At 38.8% G+C, this 23,670-nt stretch carries 25 protein-coding genes and 3 tRNA genes; all 28 read left to right on the top strand.

The window, feature by feature from the left end; genetic code table 11:
- Window positions 1-23: 23 nt before the first annotated feature.
- The 28 genes from prfB to QZR90_RS03650 all read left to right on the top strand — a co-directional run bounded on the left by prfB (window position 24) and on the right by QZR90_RS03650 (window position 23,625).
- Window positions 24-1,131 (top strand): peptide chain release factor 2 gene (gene prfB, locus QZR90_RS03785; protein WP_295788950.1). Its coding sequence is split into 2 segments (ribosomal slippage): window positions 24-80 and window positions 82-1,131, totalling 1,107 coding nucleotides; the frame shifts between segments, so codons are not numbered across the junction.
- Between the two features lie 32 nt (window positions 1,132-1,163).
- Window positions 1,164-1,853 (top strand): DUF2993 domain-containing protein, encoded by a 690-nt coding sequence (locus QZR90_RS03780; protein WP_295788949.1) that lies wholly within the window; start codon window positions 1,164-1,166, stop codon window positions 1,851-1,853.
- 13 nt (window positions 1,854-1,866) lie between these two features.
- The gene (locus tag QZR90_RS03775; RefSeq protein ID WP_295788947.1) at window positions 1,867-3,906 is read left to right on the top strand and encodes a DUF5693 family protein; all 2,040 of its coding nucleotides are present in this window, start codon (window positions 1,867-1,869) and stop codon (window positions 3,904-3,906) included.
- Window positions 3,899-4,993 carry a polysaccharide pyruvyl transferase CsaB gene (gene csaB, locus QZR90_RS03770; protein WP_295788945.1) on the top strand — a complete coding sequence of 365 codons (1,095 nt, stop codon included), beginning with the start codon at window positions 3,899-3,901 and terminating at the stop codon, window positions 4,991-4,993. Before QZR90_RS03775 ends, csaB begins: the two co-directional genes overlap by 8 nt.
- A gap of 38 nt (window positions 4,994-5,031) precedes the next feature.
- Complete coding sequence (locus QZR90_RS03765) at window positions 5,032-5,865, top strand: transketolase (protein ID WP_295788942.1); 834 nt, start codon at window positions 5,032-5,034, stop codon at window positions 5,863-5,865.
- A gap of 1 nt (window position 5,866) precedes the next feature.
- Window positions 5,867-6,799, top strand: a complete 933-nt coding sequence (locus QZR90_RS03760) for a transketolase family protein (protein WP_295788940.1) — start codon at window positions 5,867-5,869, stop codon at window positions 6,797-6,799.
- A 15-nt stretch (window positions 6,800-6,814) separates the two neighbouring features.
- On the top strand, window positions 6,815-7,501 hold the full coding sequence (ftsE, locus tag QZR90_RS03755) for a cell division ATP-binding protein FtsE (protein ID WP_295788938.1): 687 nt from the start codon (window positions 6,815-6,817) through the stop codon (window positions 7,499-7,501).
- Window positions 7,491-8,378 carry a permease-like cell division protein FtsX gene (ftsX, locus tag QZR90_RS03750; RefSeq protein ID WP_295788936.1) on the top strand — a complete coding sequence of 296 codons (888 nt, stop codon included), beginning with the start codon at window positions 7,491-7,493 and terminating at the stop codon, window positions 8,376-8,378. The genes ftsE and ftsX overlap by 11 nt, the downstream gene beginning before the upstream one ends.
- A gap of 16 nt (window positions 8,379-8,394) precedes the next feature.
- Window positions 8,395-9,585 carry a murein hydrolase activator EnvC gene (locus QZR90_RS03745; RefSeq protein WP_295788934.1) on the top strand — a complete coding sequence of 397 codons (1,191 nt, stop codon included), beginning with the start codon at window positions 8,395-8,397 and terminating at the stop codon, window positions 9,583-9,585.
- A 1-nt stretch (window position 9,586) separates the two neighbouring features.
- Window positions 9,587-10,747 carry a S41 family peptidase gene (locus tag QZR90_RS03740; protein WP_295788932.1) on the top strand — a complete coding sequence of 387 codons (1,161 nt, stop codon included), beginning with the start codon at window positions 9,587-9,589 and terminating at the stop codon, window positions 10,745-10,747.
- 61 nt (window positions 10,748-10,808) lie between these two features.
- Window positions 10,809-12,083, top strand: a complete 1,275-nt coding sequence (obgE, locus tag QZR90_RS03735) for a GTPase ObgE (protein ID WP_295788930.1) — start codon at window positions 10,809-10,811, stop codon at window positions 12,081-12,083.
- 58 nt (window positions 12,084-12,141) lie between these two features.
- Window positions 12,142-12,426 (top strand): ribosome assembly RNA-binding protein YhbY, encoded by a 285-nt coding sequence (gene yhbY / locus QZR90_RS03730; RefSeq protein WP_295788928.1) that lies wholly within the window; start codon window positions 12,142-12,144, stop codon window positions 12,424-12,426.
- 75 nt (window positions 12,427-12,501) lie between these two features.
- On the top strand, window positions 12,502-13,674 hold the full coding sequence (proB, locus tag QZR90_RS03725; protein WP_295789101.1) for a glutamate 5-kinase: 1,173 nt from the start codon (window positions 12,502-12,504) through the stop codon (window positions 13,672-13,674).
- 22 nt (window positions 13,675-13,696) lie between these two features.
- A complete protein-coding gene (locus QZR90_RS03720) occupies window positions 13,697-14,956 on the top strand; it encodes a glutamate-5-semialdehyde dehydrogenase (protein ID WP_295788926.1) in 1,260 nt (419 codons plus the stop codon).
- On the top strand, window positions 14,953-15,108 hold the full coding sequence (locus QZR90_RS03715; protein WP_295788924.1) for a hypothetical protein: 156 nt from the start codon (window positions 14,953-14,955) through the stop codon (window positions 15,106-15,108). The genes QZR90_RS03720 and QZR90_RS03715 overlap by 4 nt, the downstream gene beginning before the upstream one ends.
- Window positions 15,105-15,716, top strand: a complete 612-nt coding sequence (nadD, locus tag QZR90_RS03710) for a nicotinate-nucleotide adenylyltransferase (RefSeq protein WP_295788922.1) — start codon at window positions 15,105-15,107, stop codon at window positions 15,714-15,716. Before QZR90_RS03715 ends, nadD begins: the two co-directional genes overlap by 4 nt.
- Window positions 15,717-15,732: 16 nt before the next feature.
- Complete coding sequence (gene yqeK / locus QZR90_RS03705) at window positions 15,733-16,302, top strand: bis(5'-nucleosyl)-tetraphosphatase (symmetrical) YqeK (protein WP_295788921.1); 570 nt, start codon at window positions 15,733-15,735, stop codon at window positions 16,300-16,302.
- A 12-nt stretch (window positions 16,303-16,314) separates the two neighbouring features.
- On the top strand, window positions 16,315-17,346 hold the full coding sequence (locus QZR90_RS03700) for an LCP family protein (RefSeq protein WP_295788919.1): 1,032 nt from the start codon (window positions 16,315-16,317) through the stop codon (window positions 17,344-17,346).
- Between the two features lie 83 nt (window positions 17,347-17,429).
- Window positions 17,430-17,792 (top strand): ribosome silencing factor, encoded by a 363-nt coding sequence (rsfS, locus tag QZR90_RS03695; RefSeq protein WP_295788916.1) that lies wholly within the window; start codon window positions 17,430-17,432, stop codon window positions 17,790-17,792.
- A 1-nt stretch (window position 17,793) separates the two neighbouring features.
- Window positions 17,794-18,687 (top strand): S1 RNA-binding domain-containing protein, encoded by an 894-nt coding sequence (locus QZR90_RS03690; RefSeq protein WP_295788914.1) that lies wholly within the window; start codon window positions 17,794-17,796, stop codon window positions 18,685-18,687.
- A gap of 49 nt (window positions 18,688-18,736) precedes the next feature.
- On the top strand, window positions 18,737-20,089 hold the full coding sequence (gene trkA / locus QZR90_RS03685) for a Trk system potassium transporter TrkA (RefSeq protein WP_295788911.1): 1,353 nt from the start codon (window positions 18,737-18,739) through the stop codon (window positions 20,087-20,089).
- Window positions 20,090-20,099: 10 nt separating this feature from the next.
- Window positions 20,100-21,608 carry a TrkH family potassium uptake protein gene (locus tag QZR90_RS03680; protein WP_295788910.1) on the top strand — a complete coding sequence of 503 codons (1,509 nt, stop codon included), beginning with the start codon at window positions 20,100-20,102 and terminating at the stop codon, window positions 21,606-21,608.
- A gap of 14 nt (window positions 21,609-21,622) precedes the next feature.
- Entirely contained in the window at window positions 21,623-22,249 is a 627-nt protein-coding gene (locus tag QZR90_RS03675) for an MBL fold metallo-hydrolase (protein WP_295788908.1), read from the top strand.
- Window positions 22,250-22,617: 368 nt separating this feature from the next.
- Window positions 22,618-22,693 (top strand) — tRNA-Asp (locus QZR90_RS03670).
- Between the two features lie 5 nt (window positions 22,694-22,698).
- Window positions 22,699-22,774, top strand: a tRNA-Phe gene (locus QZR90_RS03665).
- Window positions 22,775-22,791: 17 nt separating this feature from the next.
- A tRNA-Leu gene (locus QZR90_RS03660) sits at window positions 22,792-22,877 on the top strand.
- A gap of 265 nt (window positions 22,878-23,142) precedes the next feature.
- Window positions 23,143-23,337 carry a CPCC family cysteine-rich protein gene (locus QZR90_RS03655; protein ID WP_295788907.1) on the top strand — a complete coding sequence of 65 codons (195 nt, stop codon included), beginning with the start codon at window positions 23,143-23,145 and terminating at the stop codon, window positions 23,335-23,337.
- An 87-nt stretch (window positions 23,338-23,424) separates the two neighbouring features.
- Window positions 23,425-23,625: a helix-turn-helix domain-containing protein gene (locus QZR90_RS03650; RefSeq protein ID WP_295788904.1), complete on the top strand. Its 201-nt coding sequence runs from the start codon at window positions 23,425-23,427 to the stop codon at window positions 23,623-23,625.
- Window positions 23,626-23,670: the final 45 nt, after the last annotated feature.

Here is a 23,670-nt window from a genome sequence, read left to right as displayed (position 1 = left end):
TTTTTATGAAAGAGGTGAACCTATTGTTAGAGGATTTAAAAGGACCTATTGACAATTTGGAGGAGCGTATATATGGAATGAGGGATTCACTTTAACATCGCTCAAAAAGAAGATAGAATCTTCACATTAGATGTTAAAATGAGTGATCCTGAATTTTGGAATGATCCTGATTCTGCTAAAGCTATTTCTCAAGAAGCGACTCAATTAAAGGATGCTGTTGACGGATATAAAGCCTTAGTAGGTGAAATAGAAGATGCTAAGTTAATGCTTGATATGGCTATCGAAGAAGATGATGCTTCTTTAGAGCCAGAGATAGCAGAATTAGTAGGGAATATTGAAGAAGAAGTGGAGCGCCGTGAAGTGCTCTTACTCCTCAGCGGCGAATACGATAAAAATAATGCCATTCTAACCTTCCATGCTGGTGCCGGTGGTACTGAAGCACAGGACTGGGTTAGCATGTTGATTCGCATGTATTTACGTTGGGCTGAGCAACATGGTTATGCCATTACTATGATGGATGAGCAGCCTGGTGATGAAGCGGGCATAAAAAGTGCCACCTTCTTAATCAAAGGAGAAAATGCATTCGGCTATTTAAAATCTGAAAAAGGAGTGCATCGCTTAGTGCGCATTTCGCCTTTTGATGCTAATGCGCGTCGCCATACATCGTTTGCAGCGGTGGATGTTATGCCTGAAATTGATGATACTGTGGATATTCAATTGGATATGAAGGATGTTCGCGTTGATACATATCGAGCTAGCGGTGCTGGTGGTCAGCATATCAATAAAACTGACTCAGCCATTCGTATGACTCATATTCCTACGGGCATTGTTGTTCAGTGTCAAAGTGAGCGTTCACAAATTCAAAACCGTGAGCAAGCTTTAAAACTCTTGCGAGCTAAGTTGTTTGAACTAGAATTAGAGAAAAGAGCAGAGTTAAAAGAACAAATTGGTGGTACTTACCAGGCCATTGAATGGGGCAGTCAAATTCGTTCTTATGTGTTCCATCCGTATAATTTAGTTAAAGATCATCGCACAAGTGTTGAAACTGGCAATGTGCAAGCAGTTATGGATGGACATCTTGATAACTTCATAGAAGGATTTTTAAAGAAAGAAGCTAATTTGAAAATATAGTTATTGTCAAATTTAGGAGCCATACATATATTATGAAAAAGTTTATTATATTTTTACTCATTTTGGTTGTGGCCATCTTAGTGGTGGCACAATTTCTATTGCCAAACTTTGTAAAGAGTCAATTAGAAACAGAGATTAAGAGTAAGTTAAATCCTGATGCCACTACTTTAGTGGTGGAGTCTACGCCAGCAGCAAAACTTCTATTAGGTGATGTAGACACTTTACGCGGTGAGCTAGAAGGCGTTACCTTAGGTCATTTAACATTCTCTGATATTCACTTAGATGTACAAGACATGCAATTTAACCCTATAAGCTTGTTGGTTGACCATAAAATGGAGATTAGCGAAATTGGCAAGGGGGAAATTGAAGGCACTGTAACAGAATCTGATTTACAAACTTTCATGGAAAAAAATATCAAAGGCTTGCAAATTAAAGAAGTAGATATCAATTCCAATGGAATAAATGTTATCGGCACTGTGGATATGGGCTTTATCAAAGGGACGGCCAATATTAAAGGAAAATTGGAAATTAAAAATAATTCCTTAGTATTCTCTCCAGACCGTTTTGAAATTAATGGTTCAAGTATAGGTGGTTTAACATCTGCTGTCTTGAAACAAATTGTTATTTACGACTTCACTTCGTTCCCAATCCCAGTTCATGCGGATCGTATTGAAACTATAAATGGTGAACTACATCTTTATGTAAGTCCAATAGCAAAGTAAGAAAGGTACCATTGTGAAAGACATACAACAAATAAAACGAAGATTTTCGCCCATCCTCATTTTTCTTATTGTAGTGGGATTATGTGCGAGTCTCTTCTTAGTGCATCAACGCTATCAGATCGAACATGCACAACAGCAAATTGAAAACATAGTAGATTATGATGCTGTGTTACGAGCTGCTTCCTTCGAAAAGCGCAGCACTGAAGATGCTTTAAAGGCACTTAAAGAGGCTGGCGTTACAGGTATGGCGATTTATGATCGAACTCTTGCCAAAGCAAGTGATAGCGGTGATATTAAAGTATATAAAGGCGATGAAGTAGCGCCGCTTCATTTATATAATGCACAGCCTACAGCAGGCATTACTTATGTAGCACCTGTGTATGGTAAGGAAGGGTATTTCAAAGAAATAAAAGAAGACTTAATTGCCCGTTTAGGTGACGAAAAAGTAAAAGAAGTCTGGTCCGCTCAAGGTCCTGTACTTGCCTTGTCGCAACCTAATGAAGCCTTAATGGATATGAAGCTTAGTATTTCTAGATTACAAGCATTAGAAGTAAGTAATTTAGGCTTTCATGTTATTGCTAGACCAACCAATTTTAAAAATGGTAGTCGTGATAATGTAAATCATGTGTTAGACCGCCTTGAAGGTGTGCCTGATGTAACCGGCATGGTATTTGTGGGAAAGGAAGTACTCGGTTATCCTAACAATTTAGACTTAGTTGATGCTAGATTAAAAGCTATGCGCATTCCAGTAGTCGGCATTGAAGCAGTTAACCAACTTCAATATGATCCACAAGTAGGTTTAACTGAATTAGCTATTGCCGATGAGTATAGCGTAGGCCGCCTATATACAATACAAAAAGAATCGTTGAAAAAACTATCCCCTGAAGAAGTATCTCAATGGTTTTATATTAGTGATATAGAACGCAACATTCGCTACAATTTGTATCCTATATATGAAGAAGGGGTGGGCAATAAAACAGCCTTAGAAACAAGCATTGAATATATGCAAGATGTTAAGGAAAAGCTAGAACCTAGAGGGTTTACATTTGGCCGCCCAAGCATTTACCCACCATATAAACCAAGTCCTATTGCAGCCATTCTTACCTTGAGTGGATCCATTGCACTATTTACTTGGATGGTTCATTTATTAATGCCTATGAGCCGCAATAAACAACTTGTATTTAATTTTACTTTGCTACTTATTTCGGTTGTATTATACGCTATAACTCATGGCACCTTAATTAGTCAGATTTGGTCATTAGCCGCTGCTATTTCAGCGCCAGTGGTGGCCATCACACTGATTATGAATTGTTGGGTAGCGCGCAGTCATTCCACACCGGTGGTTCCTTGGAGAGCAACCTTAGAAGCTGCTGGCTATTTAGTTGGGGCCGCGATTTTTGCATCAATTGGTGGCTTTATGATTGCAGCCTTACTAGGTCATACTCGTTTCTTCATGGAATTTGCCCTCTTTAGAGGTGTTAAATTAGTCTTTGTAGCGCCTATCATTTTAACTGCTATTGCTTACTTACAGCGCTTCCCATTGTGGAAGGGCCGAACTGTAGCGACTCTGGAAGATTCAAAGCAATTTATCAAAGAATTCTTAACTGTTGACGTAAAGCTCTATATGGTTTTAATCTTTGGTTTCTTAGGTGCTGCAGCTTGGGTCTTTGTAGGTCGTAGTGGTCATACTGCAGGTGTGCCTGTACCTAGCTTTGAAATTGCCTTGCGTCGATTCTTAGAGAATACTTTATATGCAAGACCTCGAGAGAAAGAGTTTTTAATTGGACATCCAGCATTGATGTTGGCATCCTTTGCGGTCTTACGACGTTGGCCAATGGTATTGCATTTCTTATTTACTATTGCCGGTGTAATTGGCATAGGTTCTTTAGTAGAAACTTTCTGTCACTTACGTACACCTGTTATTATGAGTATTGCACGCGGTATCGATGGCCTATGGATTGGTCTGATTTTAGGCGTTGTGGCTATTCTAGTTTTCCGTTTCCTTGCTTATATTACTCGATGGAATCAGTCACGGGAGGTGTCTCATGACTAAATTAGTCATTTCAGGGTATTATGGGTTTGGAAATGCAGGGGATGAGGCTATGCTAGCCGCTATCTTAGAGGCTATTTTAGAAGTTATTCCCGATGCAGATATAACAGTTATCTCTGGTAATCCTAAACAAACTGCTCAATATCACGGCGTTAAAGCTGTAGGTCGTTTTGATATGTTTGGCATTTTAAATGCTATAGGTCATTGTGATCTACTTATCAGTGGTGGCGGTAGTTTATTACAAGATGTGACCAGCAAGCGAAGTTTATATTATTATTTAAGCATCATTACATTAGCTACTACTTTGGGGAAGCGCGTTATGCTCTATGCCCAAGGAATTGGTCCATTGCGACGTGAGCGAGCTCGCAAACTTGTAGGTCAAGTTCTCAATAAAGTCAATATGATTACTGTGCGTGATGAAAAATCTAAGCAAGAGTTGGAAACTATGGGAGTAACTAAAGTTCCTATTGAAGTAACTGCCGACGCAGTGCTGGCCATGCATCCTGTAGACACGACGATTGGTCGACGTTTATTAAAAGATTATCAACTATCTGGTGTTCGCTATCGTGTTGGTGTATCTGTTCGAAATTGGAAAGACTTTAGAGCGTATCGCCAGGAGCTAGCCTATGCATTAGATAGATTGCATAGTGAATTAGATGCTCAAATTATTTTTATTCCAATGCAACACCCTGCTGATACAGCAGAAGCTAAGCGTATTGCTTCACTCATGAAAAGTGAACCAGTCATCTTAGAAAGTATGTACACTACTACGGAGCTCTTAGCTTTAGAAGGTTGTATGGATTTATTGATTGGTGTCCGCTTACATGCATTAGTCTTTGCTACATTAATGGAAAAGCCAGTGGTTGGAATTTCCTATGATCCAAAGATTACCAATTTCTTGCACATGATTGGTCAAGAGCCGGTTGGCACTTTAGAAACCTTACGCAGTGAAGATGTATATAAAGCAGCATCTGATTTGTTAGAAGATACTGAATTACAACAAAAATCATTACAGCGCGTAGCAGAGCTTCGCGAAGAATCTTTAAAAAATGCGCATATTGCGTTATCCTTATTAAGTAAAAATAGATAGTAGAATGTACTTTTTTCCTAATGGAATGGAGGGTCTTTATGACAAAGTTAAGTGCTGAACAGAAAACAATGGTTCAGAAGAAGGCGACAGAGATTCGTGTTAGTATTTTAAAAGCAGTAACAGCTGCTAAATCTGGCCATCCAGGTGGCTCCTTGTCTATTGCCGATATTATGTCTTTACTATATTTTGTAGAGATGAAGGTAGATCCTGCAAATCCTAAGTGGGCTGATCGTGACCGCTTTGTATTATCTAAAGGTCATGCAGCACCAGCTTTATATTCTACTTTGGCAGAAAAAGGATTCTTTGATAAAAGTGAATTAGAGCATTTGAGAAAAATTGATCATATTTTACAAGGTCATCCAGATATGAAACATACACCAGGTGTTGATATGTCAACAGGTTCTTTAGGCCAAGGCATTAGTGCTGCTTGCGGTATGGCATTAGCTGGTAAAATTGACGAAAAAGACTTCCGCGTATATTCCATTTTAGGTGATGGTGAATTGGAAGAAGGTCAAGTGTGGGAAGCTGCTATGTTTGCTGGTTTCTATAAATTAAATAATTTAACAGCATTTGTAGATTATAATGGCTTACAAATTGATGGTGATATTACTGAAGTTATGTCACCACTTCCAATTGGTGAAAAATTTGCTGCTTTTAATTGGCATGTAATTGAAGTAAATGGTCATGACTTAGATGAATTACACAATGCCATTGAAGAAGCAAAATCAACTACTGATAAGCCTACAGTAGTTGTAATGCACACTGTAAAAGGCAAGGGCGTAAAAGAAATGGAAGGCCAAGCTGGTTGGCATGGCAAGGCGCCAAGTGCTGAAGAATGTGAAAAATTTGTAGCAGAACTTTTGGAGGTGTAAGATGGGTAAGGCAACTCGTGAAGCATACGGTGCAGCATTAGCTGAAATCGGTGCAAAAAATAAAAATATTGTAGTATTAGATGCAGATTTATCTAAATCTACTAAAACAGATACATTTAAAAAAGCAGTTCCTGAACGATTCTTCAATGTAGGGATTGCAGAGCAAAACTTAATTAGCGTTGGTGCCGGTTTAGCGGCAGCAGGCAAAATTCCATTTGTATCTTCTTTCTCCATGTTTGCTACTGGTCGTGCCTTTGAGCAAGTGCGCAATGCTGTTTGCTATGCAAAATTAAATGTAAAAATTTGTGCTACTCATGCTGGTATTACAGTAGGTGAAGATGGGGCGACTCATCAAAGCCTAGAAGATCTTGCTTGCATGCGTGCCATTCCAAATCTTACAGTAGTTGTACCAGCTGACGAAGCAGAAACTAAATCCGTAGTGGCTTGGGCTGCTGAGTATGAAGGTCCTGTTTATGTGCGTCTTGGCCGTGCTGGCGTAGCTGATGTAACTCCAGAAAATTACACGTTTACACCAGGCAAATCCACTGAGCTTGTAGCTGGTAATGATGTAACTATCATTGCTTGTGGCGCTTTAGTTGGCCCTGCTGTAGAAGCGGCAGAAGCATTAAAAGAACAAGGTGTAAGTGCCCGCGTAATTAATATGGCTTCTATTAAACCAATTGATGTAGATGCTATTGTAAAAGCAGCTACTGAAACAGGTGCTATTGTAACAGCTGAAGAACACAACATTATTGGTGGTCTTGGTGCTGCTGTAGCAGAAGTAGTAACTGAGCATGAACCAGTGCCTGTAATCCGCGTAGGTACTAATGATACCTTCGGTGAATCCGGCACACCTAAAGAGTTGATGGCTAAATATGGTTTAACAGCTGAACATATTGTAGAAGCAGCACAAACAGCTATAAAACGTAAATAGTAAAGGACAGTATTCATGATAGAATTCAATCACGTCAACAAAGTGTATGACAATGGTTCCATTGCTTTGGATGATGTAACTATACATATTGAAAAGGGTGAATTTGTACTTATTTGTGGCCCTAGTGGTGCAGGTAAATCCACCTTTATCAAACTTTTATCTCACGAAGTAGTTCCAGAATCTGGAACTGTTATCGTAAATGATATGAATGTAACGCGTCTAAAAAAGCGTAAAATTCCATATTTACGCCGTCGCTTGGGCATTGTTTTCCAAGATTTTAGACTTTTGCCAAGCAAGACAGTGTTCGAAAATATTGCCTTTGCTTTAGAAGTTATTGAAGAAAAACCTAAACGCATTAAAGAAAAGGTAGATCATGTATTAGAATTGGTAGGCCTATCTCACAAGGCGAATGATTTACCTCAGGATTTAAGCGGTGGTGAACAACAGCGTGTAGCTATAGCACGCGCCATAGTTAATAAGCCATTAGTATTAATTGCTGATGAACCTACAGGGAACTTAGACCCTAATACAAGTAAGGATATTGTGGAGCTCTTTAAGCGCATTAATAATTCCGGTACGACCATCGTCATGGTTACTCATGATATGCAAATGGTTAAGTATTTAAATAAGCGTGTCATTGCATTAGAGGCAGGTCGCGTGATAAGTGATAGATTGCGAGGTGCCGAATTTAATGAAGCTTAGAACCTTCCGTTACTTTGTGAAAGAAGCGTTAAAGTCGATGAGTCGCAATGGCCTTATGACCTTAGCGTCCATCTCTACAGTAGCCCTATCATTATTTATTTTAGGCGTATTTACTTGTGGGGTTGTTAACTTAAATAATTTGGCATCTAATTTAGAGAGCCAAGTAGAAATTAGCGTGTATTTAAAAGATGGTTTGAATCAAACGCAAATCAATACAGTTCATAATAAGCTAAAAGATATGCCTAATGTTAAAAAATTAGAGTTTGTCTCTAAAGATGAAGCCATGAAGCGCTTTAAAGAACGCTTAGGGGAGCAGCAGGGCTTAGTAGCTGCTTTAGATGGAAACAATCCATTGCCTTCCTCCTTTGTTATTACCTTTGAAAATCCAGAGGAAGTAAAAGAAGCGGCTAAACTCGTAACTACTTACCCAGAAGTGGAAAGCGCTCACTATGGGCAAGATGTGATTGAGCAGATTTTTAAAATCACTCAAGTCATTCGCATTGGCGGTATTGCATTGATTGCGTTCTTAGCAGGAGCTACATTATTTATCATTTCCAATACAATTCGCCTTACTGTATTTGCAAGACGAAAAGAAATTGGCATTATGAAATATGTGGGAGCCACTAACTGGTTTATTCGTTGGCCATTCTTAATTGAAGGCATGTTATTAGGATTTATTGGCGCTGCCATTGCAGCTGCTTGTGTTTGGGAATTCTACCATTTCATCACATTAGAAGTGGAAAATTCCTTAGCCTTTTTACCATTAGTTCCAATGGTACCATTTTTCTATGACCTAACAGCTATTTTATTTGGTGTTGGTATTTTAGTGGGCGCTATTGGTTCTACAATTTCCTTAAAACAATACATGAAAGTATAAGAAGAGAAGGGTGTTTATGGCAAAGAATAATTTAAAACTTCGCATAATGGCCGTTCTTTTAAGTACTACTGTATTAGCTGCGACTCCTTTTTCCTATACGGGTGCAGAAGATGAGGATTTAACAAATCAATTAGATGCAGTGCAACAGCAAATGAATGATGCGAGTGCGCAAAAAGCAAATGCTGAAGCAACTATTACTAATGTGTCTGAGCAATTGCATCAGATTCAAATTGAATTGGATCAAGCGACTGATAATTTAAAAACTTATCAAGATCAACGCGTAGCAGTGGAACAGGAAATTGCTAAAAATCAAAAACTTTTGGAAGAAGCACAAGCTCGTCTTGCTAAACGAGAAAGCGTATTTAATAAGCGTGTAAGAGATATTTATATCAATGGTCGTTTAAGTTATTTAGATGTCATTGTAGGGGCAAAGGACTTTAGTGATTTTGCCAATCGCGTAGAAATGCTTAAACGTATTATTGATGCTGATATTAAGCTTATTAATAGCATCAAGACGGAGCGAGAAGAAATTGCTAATCGCAAAGCTGTTCTCGAAGAAGATCGAGCTAAAGTAGTAGAGCTTGAAAATAAAGCAAAAGAGGCTCAGGCTGTTATTCAAAAGAAAAAAGATGAACAAACGGCTATTTTAAATAAAGCACAAAGTGATAAAGCGACGGCAGAACAATTAGAACAAAGCTTACAAGAGTCTTCTAATGCAATCCGCGCTATGTTACAACAGCGTCAAGCTGAACGTGCCGCTGCGGCAGCGGCAGCCGCTCAAAGTAGTGGCGGTGGCTATAGTGATGTAGGCTATGTACAAGGTACGGGGCAATTATCTTGGCCTGTTAATGGCGTTATTACATCTGACTTTGGTTGGCGTACACATCCAATCTTTGGTCGCCAAATTTTACACTCCGGTATTGATATAGGTGTTGATGAAGGCACTCCAGTACATTCTGCCGATAGTGGCGTAGTTGCTTACTCTGGTTGGATGGATGGGTATGGCTATGCTGTAGTTGTAGATCATGGCAATGGTATATCTACGCTTTACGGTCACAATTCAGATTTAGCTGTATCAGAAGGCCAAACCGTTTCTAAAGGTTCTGTTATCGCCTATGCTGGCAGTACCGGTAATTCTACGGGTCCACATGTTCACTTTGAAGTTCGTGTTAATGGTGATCCAGTAAATCCATTAGGGTATTTATAAAATGAGAGATTCAAATACTAACTCCAGTTGGTCTAAGTTTAGACAGGTTGTGCAATTTGCCCTTAAATTTACTATTTCAGGCTTCATATGTATGTGGCTTGCATTTTGGTATTTAGGTGGCTCACCAACTGCTGCCTATCGTTTCTTTGCCACCTATTATGTAAGTTCACATTTTTTCATGGACCCTGTTGCTAAAGAGTCGCTTTTTAATGGCGTATTAAATGGTATGGTAGAATCCCTAGGGGATCCTCATAGCCAATATTTAGACCAGCAGTCTATGGATAGCTTAAAAGAGCATACCAGTGGGACATATAGTGGTGTAGGTATCGTCTTAGGGTCTGGCAAAACAGGTCTTGAAGTAGCTACGGCTATTGAAGACCAGCCAGCAGCTAAAGCCGGTATTCGCTCCGGTGATATGATTGTATCCATCGATGGTGTGGATGTGAGCAGTATTACAATAGAAGAGGCGTCAAAACGAATTCGCGGTGAAGCAGGCACACAAGTTGTACTTAGCATTTTGCGAGATAATGAAGTAAAAGACTATACATTAACTCGCGAACAAATTACACTTCCTACTGTAAAAGGAAAGATGCTAAATGACTCTATTGGCTATATTCGAATTAGTCAATTTGCAGAAAATTCAGGGGCTGATTTTGCTAAAATATATGAAGATCTTAGCAAACAAGGTATGAAAAAATTAGTTCTTGATTTGCGCGATAATCCTGGTGGTCTAGTAACTACTGCCGAAGAAATTGGCAGCTATTTACTACCTAAAGGACCTATCGTTACAATCCAAGATCGTTCTGGTCATGTAGAGTCATATGATTCAGAAGGATTGGGCCATGATTTACCTTTAGTAGTGTTGATTAATAAAGGCTCTGCTAGCGCTTCAGAAATTATAGCTGGCGCCGTGCAGGATGAAAATGTTGGCACTATAGTAGGTACTAATAGTTATGGTAAAGGAACGGTACAATCAGTTCTAAATATATTAAATGATGAAGGTATTAAAATTACTATTGCTAAATATCACACGCCAAATGGTCGAGTGATTGATGGCATTGGCATAAAACCAGATGTAGAAATTGACATTACAGATGCAGACATTAAGGCGCAGAATGATGTGCAATTGACTAAAGCAATAGAAATTTTACAGTCAAAATAAGGTTGAGGCGGTAATCTATTTTAGTTACCGCCCCTATTGCTATCAGTAAAGGATGAAAACTATGTTTATCGATCGAGCAAGGATTTTTGTAAAAGCCGGTGACGGCGGCAACGGAATGAGTAGCTTTAGACGTGAAAAATATGTTCCCAATGGCGGCCCCAACGGTGGCGACGGCGGTAAAGGAGCAGACATCATTTTAAAAGCAGATAGAAATATCAATACTCTAGTTGATTTTAGATATAAAAGACAATTTAAAGCACCAGCTGGTGAAGGCGGTCAAAGTAGTAATAAATATGGCCGTGGTGCAGATAATATGATTATTCCTGTCCCTTTAGGTACGACGGTGAAAGATGAAGAAAGCGGCAAAATTATGGCCGACCTCATCGAAGATGGTCAGACCTATGTAGTTGCCAAAGGTGGTCGTGGTGGCCGTGGTAATGCGCACTTCCACAGCAGTGCTAATCGGGCACCTACATTTGCTGAAAAAGGTGAGCCAGGGGAAGAGCGTTGGCTTCAATTAGAATTAAAAGTTTTAGCTGATGTGGGCCTCTTAGGCTATCCAAGTGTAGGTAAATCTAGTATTATCCGCAAAGTATCGTCTGCTAAACCAGAAGTAGCAGCCTACCACTTTACTACCTTGACACCGGTATTAGGGGTAGTATCTGTAGGCGAAGGTCATAGCTTTGTTATGGCGGATATTCCAGGTCTTATTGAAGGTGCTAGTGAAGGCGTAGGTCTTGGTCACTCCTTCCTTCGCCATGTAGAACGCAGCAATATACTAATTCATGTACTCGACGTGTCTGGCATGGAAGGTCGTGATCCTATTGAAGACTTCCATAAAATTAATGCAGAATTAGAAAAGTACAGTGAAAAATTGAGTAAGAAACCTCAAGTGATTGCTCTTAATAAAATAGATTTAGTTGAAGACCCAGCCACTATTGAAAAAGTAAGTAAGTATTTTACTGACCAGGAGTATGAAGTATTCCCAGTGAATGCTTTAACTGGGGAAGGTCTCAATGAACTAGTACATCGCGCTTGGTATTATGTAGAAAACTTTGTGCCTGAACCTGAGGCTAAGGACGAAGCGGTAGAATATATTGCTAAACCTGATACAGACTTTGTCATTACACGTGGTGATGATGCGTCCTTTATTATTACAGGTAGTCGCATTGAAAAACTAGTGGCTATGACAAATCTTGAAGATGAGCAAGCACTTCGCCGTTTCCAAAAAATTTGGAAATATATGGACCTAGATAATAAATTGAAGGAGCGCGGTTGTAAAGATGGCGATGAAGTAGTTATCGGCGATCAACGCTTCGTATTCCACGATTTATAATAGAGTCACTAGTATTGTAGTTCATATTTTGCACCATACACTTAGATGGGGAGATAACATGACAGGAAAACAAAAACGTTACTTACGTTCTTTAGCTGCCACTATGGCACCAGTTGTTATGATTGGGAAGGGCGGTTTAGAAAACTCTGTAATTGACAGTGCACGTGCAGCAATTACAGCGCGCGAATTGATTAAGGTAAAAGTTCTTAACAATTCACCAGTAGATATTACGGAAACTTTTGAAGACTTAGCATCTATGCTAGGTGCTGAATTAGTTCAAATTATTGGCCATAATGGAGTTTTATACAAGGCAAAAAAAGAGCCTAAGATTATTTTGCCATAAAGAGAAGCAATCATTTGGCGAGTGGCTATAGTACATTCCTTAAGGAGAGAGCTTATGGAAACAGTAAAAGATGTAATGAATCATAAGAGTATAACTATAGAGGGGCAAGTGTTTAGCGAAACAGAGTTACGCGCTCGTATCGCAGATGCTAAGAGAATTGTTGTTAAAGTAGGGACTAGTACATTAACCTATGCCAATGGGCGATTAAATTTAAATCGCATCGAATTAATCGTTAAGCAGATGGCTGATTTAATGAATCAAGGCAAGGAAATGATTTTAGTATCATCAGGTGCTGTAGGTGCTGGCTTAGCTCCTTTAGGCTTAAAAGAAAAGCCAAAAGATATTGCCACTAAACAGGCAGCAGCTGCTGTAGGACAAGGAATTTTACTTCACATGTATGAAAAAATGTTCCGCGAATATGGTCACACAGTAGGGCAAATTTTGCTCACCAAAGAAGATAGTACCAATCGTTCTCGCTATGTAAATCTACGAAACACATTATTTTCTTTATTAGATTTACGAGTTATTCCTATTATTAATGAAAATGACGTAGTTGCTATTGACGAAGTTAAAATTGGCGATAATGATACTTTATCCGCCACTGTAGCAAGTATTGTAGAAGCCGATGTTCTTTTAATTTTATCTGATATTGAAGGCCTTTACACAGCTAATCCTCAAACTGATCCTACGGCCACATTAATTACTACAGTGCCTGAAATTACACCGCATATTTATGATATTTCCGGTGGTGCTGGCTCAAGTCGTGGTACTGGTGGCATGTATACTAAAATTGAAGCGGCTCATATTGCTGTTAATTCCGGTGTTAATATGATTATTGCCAGCGGTGAACACAGCGATTCCATTCGTTCCGTATTGAGTGGTGAGTTACGAGGCACTCTATTTGTAGCAACTCATACAGTACCTCATATGCGCAAGCGTTGGATGGCTTTTGGCTCCCGTCTAAAAGGCTATGTAACAGTCGATGCGGGTTGTGCTAAAGCCATTTTAACTAATGGTTCAAGCCTATTAGCTGTAGGCGTTAAAGAAGTAAGTGGTGAATTCGATGAAGGCGAAACCATTAGCATTTATTTTGAAAATAAAGAAATTGCTCGTGGTATTGTCAATTATTCTTCTGCTGATTTAGAGCGAATTAAAGGTCATAACTCTACTGATATTGCAGATATTTTACAAATATCAACGGCCCATTATGAAGTGATTCATCGCGATAATTTAGTTATTTTAAAATAAGCCTTCTACAGGAGGAAACCCTATGAGTACATATGAAGAAGTATTTCATGGTATGGGGCAAAAAGCTAGACAAGCAGCCTATGTATTACAAAGCGCGTCTAAGGATAAAAAGAATGAAGCCTTACAAGCCATTGCTCGCATATTAACCGATAATATTGATGAAATTTTAGCTGCCAATGAAAAAGATATGGCATTAACCGACCAATATAATTTGCCAAGCATTATGCTAGATCGCTTAAAGCTAACGAAAGAACGCATACTTCAAATGGCGAAGGGCGTGGCAGAAGTAGTGGAATTAGAAGATCCTGTAGGGATTGTATTAGACGAAACAACTCGACCTAATGGATTACTTATTAAAAAGGTATCTGTTCCAATCGGCGTTATTGCTATGCTCTATGAAGCGCGTCCTAATGTGACAGTCGATGCGGCAGCCCTTTGTTTAAAGTCTGGTAACGCAGTTATCTTGCGTGGTGGTAAAGAGGCCTTTCACTCAAATCAATGTTTGGTCGCATTAATTCGCCAAGCAGTAGAATCAGTAGGACTTCCTACTGATTCGGTCCAATTAGTTGAAATATTGGATCGTCAAGCTGTGTCAGATTTATTGCGCCAGCGTCAATACATTGATGTAGTAATTCCACGTGGTGGTGCTGGACTTATTAAGCGCATTGTAGAAGAAAGCCGCATTCCTGTTATTGAAACAGGCAGTGGTGTAGTTCATATTTATGTGGATAAAAACTGCGATGAAAAAAAGCTTATTCCTATTATTATTAATGCTAAAGTACAACGTCCTTCCGTATGTAATGCGGCAGAGACCTTGCTTATTCATGAATCTGTAGCAGCTCAATATTTACCCCAAATTGTAGCTGCTTTAAAAGAGCATCATGTGAGCCTTATGGGTGATGCTCAAAGTCGTTCAATTATCGAGGGCTTAGAAGAAGCTTCTGACAGTGCATGGAGTACAGAATATAATGACTATGTTATGAATGTTAAAGTAGTTCCATCTATTGAAGCTGCTATTGAGCATATTAATACATATGGAACTAAGCACTCAGAAGCTATTATTACAGAAGATGAGGTTGCAGCGAATACTTTTATGCAAGGTGTTGATGCTTCAACGGTGTATCGTAATGCATCTACACGATTTACCGATGGTTTTGAATTTGGTTTTGGCGCTGAGATTGGCATTAGTACACAAAAACTGCATGCTCGTGGTCCTATGGGCTTACCGGCCTTAACCTCTTACAAATATTTAGTATATGGGGAAGGTCAAGTTCGGAAATGATGAAATGGCTTACATATGCTAAGCTCTATATTCAGTATATGAAATCTCCAAAGGGACGTTATGAATGGCGTTCCTTTGGGCTGGCTTTATTGTTATGGATTTTACTTTCCTTAGTTATTATGGCAGGAGTTAGGTTGATGGTGAGTATATGACAGAATCAGGACGCTTAGGAATTTTTGGTGGTACCTTTAATCCTATACATATAGGCCATTTAATGATTGCTGAATTAGCTTTGGAGGCTTACCAATTAGAGCGAGTTATTTTCGTTCCAGCCTATCATCCGCCTCATAAGCACAGTGATGTTATTGAAGCAAAATATCGCTATGAAATGACAGCTGCAGCGGTAAGTGATAATCCACGATTTACTATTTCCGATGTGGAATTTAGACGGGATGGCCCATCCTATACAATTGATACAGTAAAACATTTTCACACGATTTATGGTGAAGATAAAGAATATTATTTTATAGCAGGTACTGATACGATTCAGGATTTGCCAAACTGGAAATATATAAGAGAATTATTGCCATTATGTCATTTTATTGGTGCTATTCGCCCTGATGGATCAGAGGCAATAGACGCCATTATTGAATATTTTGGAGATTTAGGTAAGAAACGAATTCATCGATTACAGGTACCAGCTATGAATTTATCGGCTACAGATTTACGGGCGCGTCTTAGAGCCAATCGATCTGTTAGATATATGGTACCGCAAGCGGTGGTTAAATATATTAAAGAACACAATATTTATAAGAAGTAAGGAAGTTTGAACTGTCATGTATGAACAATTAATCGATCAATTAGAAAGTCGTTTAACTCCTAAGCGCTTTGCTCATACTTTAGGAGTTGCCAAATCAGCTCAGTCATTAGCTACAGTGTATAATGCCAATCCTACGAAGGCGTATTTAGCAGGTTTATTACACGATTGTGGTAAAGAAATGCATCTGGTAGACATGCAACATATCGTAAGAGAAGCAAATATTAATGTGGACCTTGAGATGTTCAATAATGGAGCCTTACTTCATGGCTTAGTGGGAGCCATTTTAAGCCATAATGTATATGGTGTAGAAGATGTGAGTATACTCGATGCTATACGATATCATACAACAGGTCGTGTAGGGATGAAGTTATTAGATAAAATCGTATTTTTAGCTGATTATATTGAAGAAACTCGCAATTTTCCAGAGGTAGAAACTTTGCGTCAATTAGCATATGAGGACCTAAATAAAGCGGTGCTAGCAAGTTATGATACCACCATAGTTCATTTAATTAATCAAGGCGTGCCAATTTACTTTAAAACACTCTTGGGACGCAATGATATACTTCGTCAAATACGTAAGGGCTAGGTAGGTTATATTATGGAAGAACATACACAAGCAAAATCAAAGCAAAGACGCCAGAAAAAAGGGAAAATTCTTTGGGGACGTGTCATATTAGCCGTTGTTATTTTCCTCTTATTACTTTGTGGATTAGTATTTGGCGTTATGAAAGGCTATGAATATATAACGAGGCCAACAGACCAAGTTGTGGCAGATCCAATTGCGGAAGAGCCCAATAAGCCTAAAGGGCCTACTGTTCCTTTAGAGCAAAAATCTTTGGATAAACCTATTTATATTTTACTTATAGGTAAAGATAGTAATAATCCAGCACAAGGAGATGCGACTTTTTTAGTATCTGTTAATAAGACACAAAAAATAGTGGATGTTATTGGCATCCCTTCGAATACTAAAATTGATAGTCGTGATAAAAAATCCGTATCCATGTTAAATACTATTTACACCTCTGGTGGCATTGAATTAACTAAGGCTGTAGTAGAGGATTTATTCCATATTATTATCCCTTACTATGTTGTAGTGGATGAAGCAGCATTTAAAAAGTCGGTAGATGTCCTAGGAGCGCCAGATATGTACGTGGAACGCAATATGGTGCATATGGATACAACTATTGATAAGGCTGATGTTAATTTAGCTCGTGGCTATCAAAATTTAGATGCTCATAAAGCACTTCAATATGTACGTTTTGTGGATGAAGATACAAATGCCTTTAGCCGTACACAAAGACAGGAACGATTTATTAAAGAATTATTAAGTTCACAGGAAAATGCCTTTACGGTCACTAAGATGTGGAATACTTGGCGATTGTGGAGCTCTTTTGAAAGCAATATATCTACGTCCGATGCAGTTCGTCTCGTCATGGATTTAGGTGGTTTGAATAGCAGCCAAATTCATTATTATATTTTACCTGGTACGAAAGAAGACATTGGGGGCCAAATTTATTGGAATTATGATCCTACTGAGGCACAGCAATTAGTTGGCATTACTTTGGGTTCTATTCCGAGTGATGGCACTGTGACACCAGGCGATGAACCTGAACCTGCAAAAGAGGGTTAAATTTAAATACCCATATGTGTTTATAAATGGATCCATTTATTATTTGTAAATTTTTATAATTAAGGTAAGAATGAGGAGTTGTAATGAAAGAGAAATTAGATATTAAAGAATTAACACTTACTTTAGGGCAAGCTGGTTATGACAAAAAAGGTACGGATATTGCTATTCTAGATTTAGAAGCATTATCTTCCATTGCTGATTATTTTGTTTTAATCAGTGCCACCAATAAAAAACAAGCTCAAAGTATTGCTGATGAAATTGAAGACAAAGGCGCTGAACTAGGAGTACCTATGCTTCATCGTGAAGGTTACAATGAAGGGGAATGGATTCTATTAGATTTTGGTGATATTATTTGCCATGTCTTTGGTGGTAATGAAACACGTCAATTCTACGGTTTAGAACAATTGTGGAATGATGCACCGCGTGTAGAATTTGTAGGGAAATAATATGGCAACAGAACTATTAGAAAATACGCTAGCCACCTTAAAAGTACTGCGTCAAAGTGATCAAGGGTCATTTTTAGACGGTGGAACGGGCAATACTAACGATGATATTTTGCTTCACAAAGAACAACAAACAGAGCCAGTGAAAATTGGCGATGAAGTGTATGTATTCTTATATAAAGATCCTAAAGGGCGACTTACGGCTAGTATGCGATTACCAGCTATCAAAGAAGGTCAGATTGGCTATGTAGAAGTAGTGAATACGACTAAATTTGGTTGCTTCGTTGAAGTGGGTACAGAGCGTGGTATCTTTATGCCTTTAGCAGAGATGCGTGGTCGCCCTCAATTGGGTGAAAAGGTGTGGGTGCGCTTATATTCTGATAAATCAGGTCGTTTAGCGGTATCTATGGATGTTGACGACGCTATGCGCCGAGCTGCTAAGCCAGCAACCGAGGCTAAAGTAGGACAAATGGTACGTGGCGCTATTTATAATATGACTGCTGACGGAGCCTTTTTTATTACGCCAGAACGATGGATTGCATTTTTACATCGCAGTGAAATGACTGAGTCTCTTAAAGTGGGGAGCATAGTGAAAGCACGTGTTACCTATAAGCGGGATGATGGTCGTATTAATGTATCTATGCGTCCCGTTAAAGAGACGGCTATCACAGAGGATGGCGATGTATTGATGAATTACTTATTACAGCGCAATGGTCGCATGCCATATAGCGATAAAACAGCGTCTGAAATTATCAAAGATAAATTTGGTTTTAGTAAAGCTGCGTTTAAACGCGCTGTAGGTCATTTAATGAAGGAAGGCAAAGTAGTCCAAGAAGATGGATGGACTCTTTTGACAGAAAAAGGAAAGGACAGTGCTCCGCAAGAAGAATCAAAGTAATTGCAGAGAAGTTGTAGTATAGCTTGATTTTTGGAGTGTGAATTCTATCATGAAGATTATTGTTGTTGGTGCTGGCAAAGTAGGCTATTCAGTAGCGCAACGACTTGTTCAGGACGAACATGATGTATATATAATTGAAAAATCCGCTGAGCGGATTCGAAAAATGGAGAATAGTTTAGACGTAAGTTTAGTGCAAGGCAATGGGAGTAGTTTAAAACTATTAAGAGAAATTGGCATGGACGATGTAGGCATGCTAATTGCAGTGACCGACTCTGATGAAGTCAATATGCTAGCCTGCTCCGTTGCTAAGATAGGTGGCATACCTAGGACGATTGCCCGTGTTCGAGACAATGAATACTTACAAGATGACAATAAAGTATTACAGGAACAATTAGGTGTTGATTTATTCATCAATCCTGAACTCGTAACGGCACAAGAATTAGTACAAGTACTGCAAACGCCGGCAGCCCTCGATGTAGAGGATTTTGCTAGCGGGGCAGTGCGTCTCATGGAATTTAAAATGTCAGAAGATATAGAATATGCCAATAAGCGTTTGCGCGATATTCGTTTTCCTGCTTCTGTTTTAGTCGTAGGGATTTTACGTAATGGTGAAATGATTATTCCTCATGGGGAAAGTCGACTGCTTCCATATGATAAAGTATTTATTTTAGGTGCTAAAGAGAGTATGGCGCAGATTGCTGAAGAATTTCACGAAGAAAACTTAGGTCTGCAAACTAAGCGTGTAGTACTAGTCGGTGCTGGTCTAATTGGGTGTAATCTAGCAGTTCTTTTAGAGCGAGCTGGTTTCATCGTAAAAGTGATTGAAAAAGACTTGAAGCGCTGTGAATATTTAGCTACTTTAGTAAATGACACTATGGTTATCAATGGTGATGGCACGAATATGGAGCTCTTAGAGGCGGAAGAAATCGCTGATAGTGATGCCATTATTTGCTTAACCGATGATGATAAGCTGAACTTACTGGTCGCTTTATTGGCTAAGCATTTAGGCGTTCCTAAAACCATTGTACGAGTAGGACGACCAGAGTATATCGTGTTGATGGAGCAAGTAGGTATTGACATTGTATTCTCTCCACGGCTGTTAACTTCGGGTGAAATCCTTAGAATGGTACGCAAAGGGGAAGATGTAGTGAGTATTTCCACCTTTGAGGGTTCTAAAGCTGAAGCGGTGGAAGTGAAACTCACTGAATTATCGCCGATTGCCAACTGTGCCTTAAAAGACTTGCGATTACCTGGTAAAGCTTTAGTAGGTGCCATCGTTCGCAATGGTAGTACTATAGTACCAACTGGTAATACTATCTTGGAAGCAGATGATCATATCGTCTTCTTTACTTTACCTAATCATGTCAACAAACTGCTTACGTATTTGCAGCCACCGAGATAAGAGGTGAAACATGAGAATTCAAATTGTTATGCGACTTGTAGGACAACTTATGTTAGTTGTATCCTTAACCATGTTACTGCCTTTTATATATGGTGTTATTTTTGAAGAAGTATTTTTCTCTTTTCTATTTAGTACAATCATAGCCGCAGCAGCAGGGGGCCTTTTATTTTATTTTGGTGAAAATAGTACTAGCTACAGTTTACGCGATGGTTTTTTAACTGTAGGATCCACCTGGATATTTGTATCTATCTTTGCGGCCTTACCATTTTACTTCGGTGGCATATTGCCTAATTTTATAGATGCCTTATTTGAGTCTGTTTCCGGCATTACGGCTACAGGAGCCAGTGTAATACCTGATATTGATACGATTCCACAATCTTTTGTCTTGTGGCGAAGTCTTACTAACTGGCTTGGCGGTATGGGGATTATCGTATTAGTATTGGCATTCTTAAAAAATCTTGGTGCTGATTCAGCGCATCTATTTAATGCCGAAGCATCTGTGCCACGCCCTGGTGTAGTTATGCCACGCATACGATCAGTGGCTTTAAAATTATGGAAAATTTATTTGTTATTTTCTGCTGTATGCTTTATTGCTTTATTATTAGCAGGCATGTCATTATTTGATGCTGTAAATATGACATTTTCCATCATTGCCACCGGAGGCTATACACCGAATACAGGGATAGCAGATATTTATGCTAATAATGGCTATATTCGCTTTATTTTAGTGACCTTTATGATTTTAGCCGGCGGTAATTTCACGGTGTATTACAATGTATTTCAGCAAGGTATACAATCCGTGTGGCAAGATTTTGAGTATCGCATGTATATTTTTATTCTAGCCATAGGGGCTTGTCTGGTGGTTTTATCATTGTGTTTACAAAGTGATTTAACTGTATGGGAATCCCTCAATGCAGGTTCATTCATGCTCGTGTCTATGCAGACTGGCTCAGGTTTGTCTCTAGGGAATTATGACCAATGGCCGCCTTTAGGTCAAATGGTGCTCTTTACGGCTACCTTCTTTGGTGGCTGTAGTGGATCTACGACTGGTGGTATTAAAATTATTCGTATTATCATTTTAATTAAGAGTAGTTTAATTTACTTGCGCAAGGCCATTCATCCTGATTTAGTTCAATCTATTACTATTAATCAGAAACCTATGCCAAATAAGTGGGTGCAGTTAGCACAAGAATTTTTCTTCCTATATTTAACTATTTTTGCCATTAGTGCGGTGTGCATATCAGCAACAGGTCTTCCATTTGGGGAATCCATTCAATGTGTGGCGGGGATTCTAGGCAATGTTGGCTTAGGCTTTGGTACCTTAGGACCTTCTGGCTCTTTTGCTGTTCTGCATCCTTTTGCGAAAGTTGTTTGCCTCATTGATATGTTATTAGGCCGTTTAGAGCTATTTACTTTACTCGTTTTACTCCATCCAGATTTTTGGCAAGGGTATTTTGTAAAACGTCGTAAAAAATCTTATAAAATTTGGGAGCCAGTGAGAGCTCATCGACGTTTTTAAAGGAGGTATTATACATGGAATGTATTCAAATATCTCCCCAAGTGGAAATACTTAAAAAGCCCTTAGGATTATATCGTACCAATTGCTATGTTATAAAAGATAAGGGCCAAGCATTAGTTATCGACCCAGGATTCCATCCTCAGCAAGTCATTGAAATGATTGGTGACTGTACTTTGCAGGCTATCTTACTTACTCATGGTCACTGTGACCATATTTGTGCTGTTGACGGTGTAAAAGCTCAATTTGATGTGCCAGTGTATATGCATGAAGGGGACCGAGAATTACTTTATACTAAAAGGCGCATGCCTTCAGCTTATAAAAATCTTTGTAATTCGCCCTTTATCCCTATTACAGAAGGGGTGCTTACGATTGATCCTTTTACTATTCAAGTATATGAAATGCCCGGTCATAGTGCAGGTAGCGTCATGTATGAATGGAATGGTCATCTCTTTACAGGCGATACAGTATTAAAGAACTCCGTAGGAGCTACTAATAACTTTAATGGAGCGGCACAGATATTGCAGAATAGTTTAACTCGTTTTAAAACCTTTAATCCTAACCTTATTATCCATCCTGGACATGCAGAAGATAGTACTGTAAGGGACGAGATATTGTATAATCATTTTTTACAAGACATATAGTGTATTAAAATGTTTTTAAGGCTGCATTGATAATGCTTTATAGATAATGCTTTTTAAGTTAATGACGCTGTAATTTTCTTGATTTATAGGGGGAGTAAGCGCCTCTAAAACTATGTGTAAAAATAATTTAAAAAATTTGTAAAAAAGGGCTTGTAAAAAAATAAAATATACATTATAATAAACTAGTTGTCAGATGACAGTACTTAGTAATCACTGAGAAGATAGTCAGATAGGCAACTAGTTGTTATTATTGGCTGTAGTAATGAATTAAGCCTTTTGAATAAGTATTTAAAATACTTTATAAAATTTCAAAAAATAGTGCTTGACAATTAACTGCTAAAACCATATAATAACAAAGTAACGTAAACGGCCCCGTGGTGTAGCGGTTAACATGTCGCCCTGTCACGGCGAAGATCGTCAGTTCAAATCTGATCGGGGTCGCCACGTTTGCCCCGGTAGCTCAGTCGGTAGAGCAAAGGACTGAAAATCCTTGTGTCGGCAGTTCGATTCTGCCCTGAGGCACCAGTAATTACAAACTACAAGCGGTTGTGGTGGAATGGCAGACACGCCATCTTGAGGGGGTGGTGAGCGTACGCTCGTATGGGTTCAAGTCCCATCAACCGCACCATTCAGTAAATACGCGCCTTGTGAGCATTTCACAAGGCGCTTTTTTTATGTTGACAACATTTAGTCTTGAGTGGTTTGACTACTTTTTGACTACTTTTTTAAAACACTTTTTCTAGTAATCCTTAAAATACGCTATGAAATTGGCAATGCAAACAGTGCTATTGCTGCTACTGGTGAAAGTGATATAATACAATTATAGGTACTCTACAATATTCAACCTTTAGAATAGGTTTATTTATTATAAGAAGATAGAAGGGGCTATTAAAATGAAGGAGCTATATGAATGTCCTGTTTGTGGAAATAAAACACTAGAAGAGTTACGTGAATATGAAATTTGTACTATTTGCTGGTGGGAAGATGACCCTCTTCAGTTTAAATATCCTACGTATGCTGGTGGTGCCAATAAAATGTCATTGAATCAAGCCCGTGAAGCATATAAACGAGGGGAGAAGGTAGTTTAACTATGGAATATGTAACGTTAATTATACAAATTATCACTATAATGTTTTTAGGGATGGCAGGCTATAATCTATACAAAGGAAGAAAGCATGAAGGTAATTGATGAAGTAATGACTACAAAAGAAGCTGCACAGCGATGGGGGAAAGTGCAAGCAGTTGTTCAACAGAATTGCTTGGGACAGAAAGGGCTACCGCCACGTTTTACTGATGAGGAATGTAGAAAAAGTGGTGGCACTTGGTTAGTTACTTATGCTGGTATGAAGCGGTTATATGGTGAACCTTTAGAATGATAGGTTCTCGTATTATTACCATGTACTGGCTTAGCGGTCAATTAA

Source organism: uncultured Veillonella sp. (assembly GCF_900545795.1).
Taxonomy (GTDB): domain Bacteria; phylum Bacillota; class Negativicutes; order Veillonellales; family Veillonellaceae; genus Veillonella_A.
The sequence above is the reverse complement of the archived record's forward strand: the minus strand, read 5'-3'. Positions and strand labels throughout refer to the sequence as shown.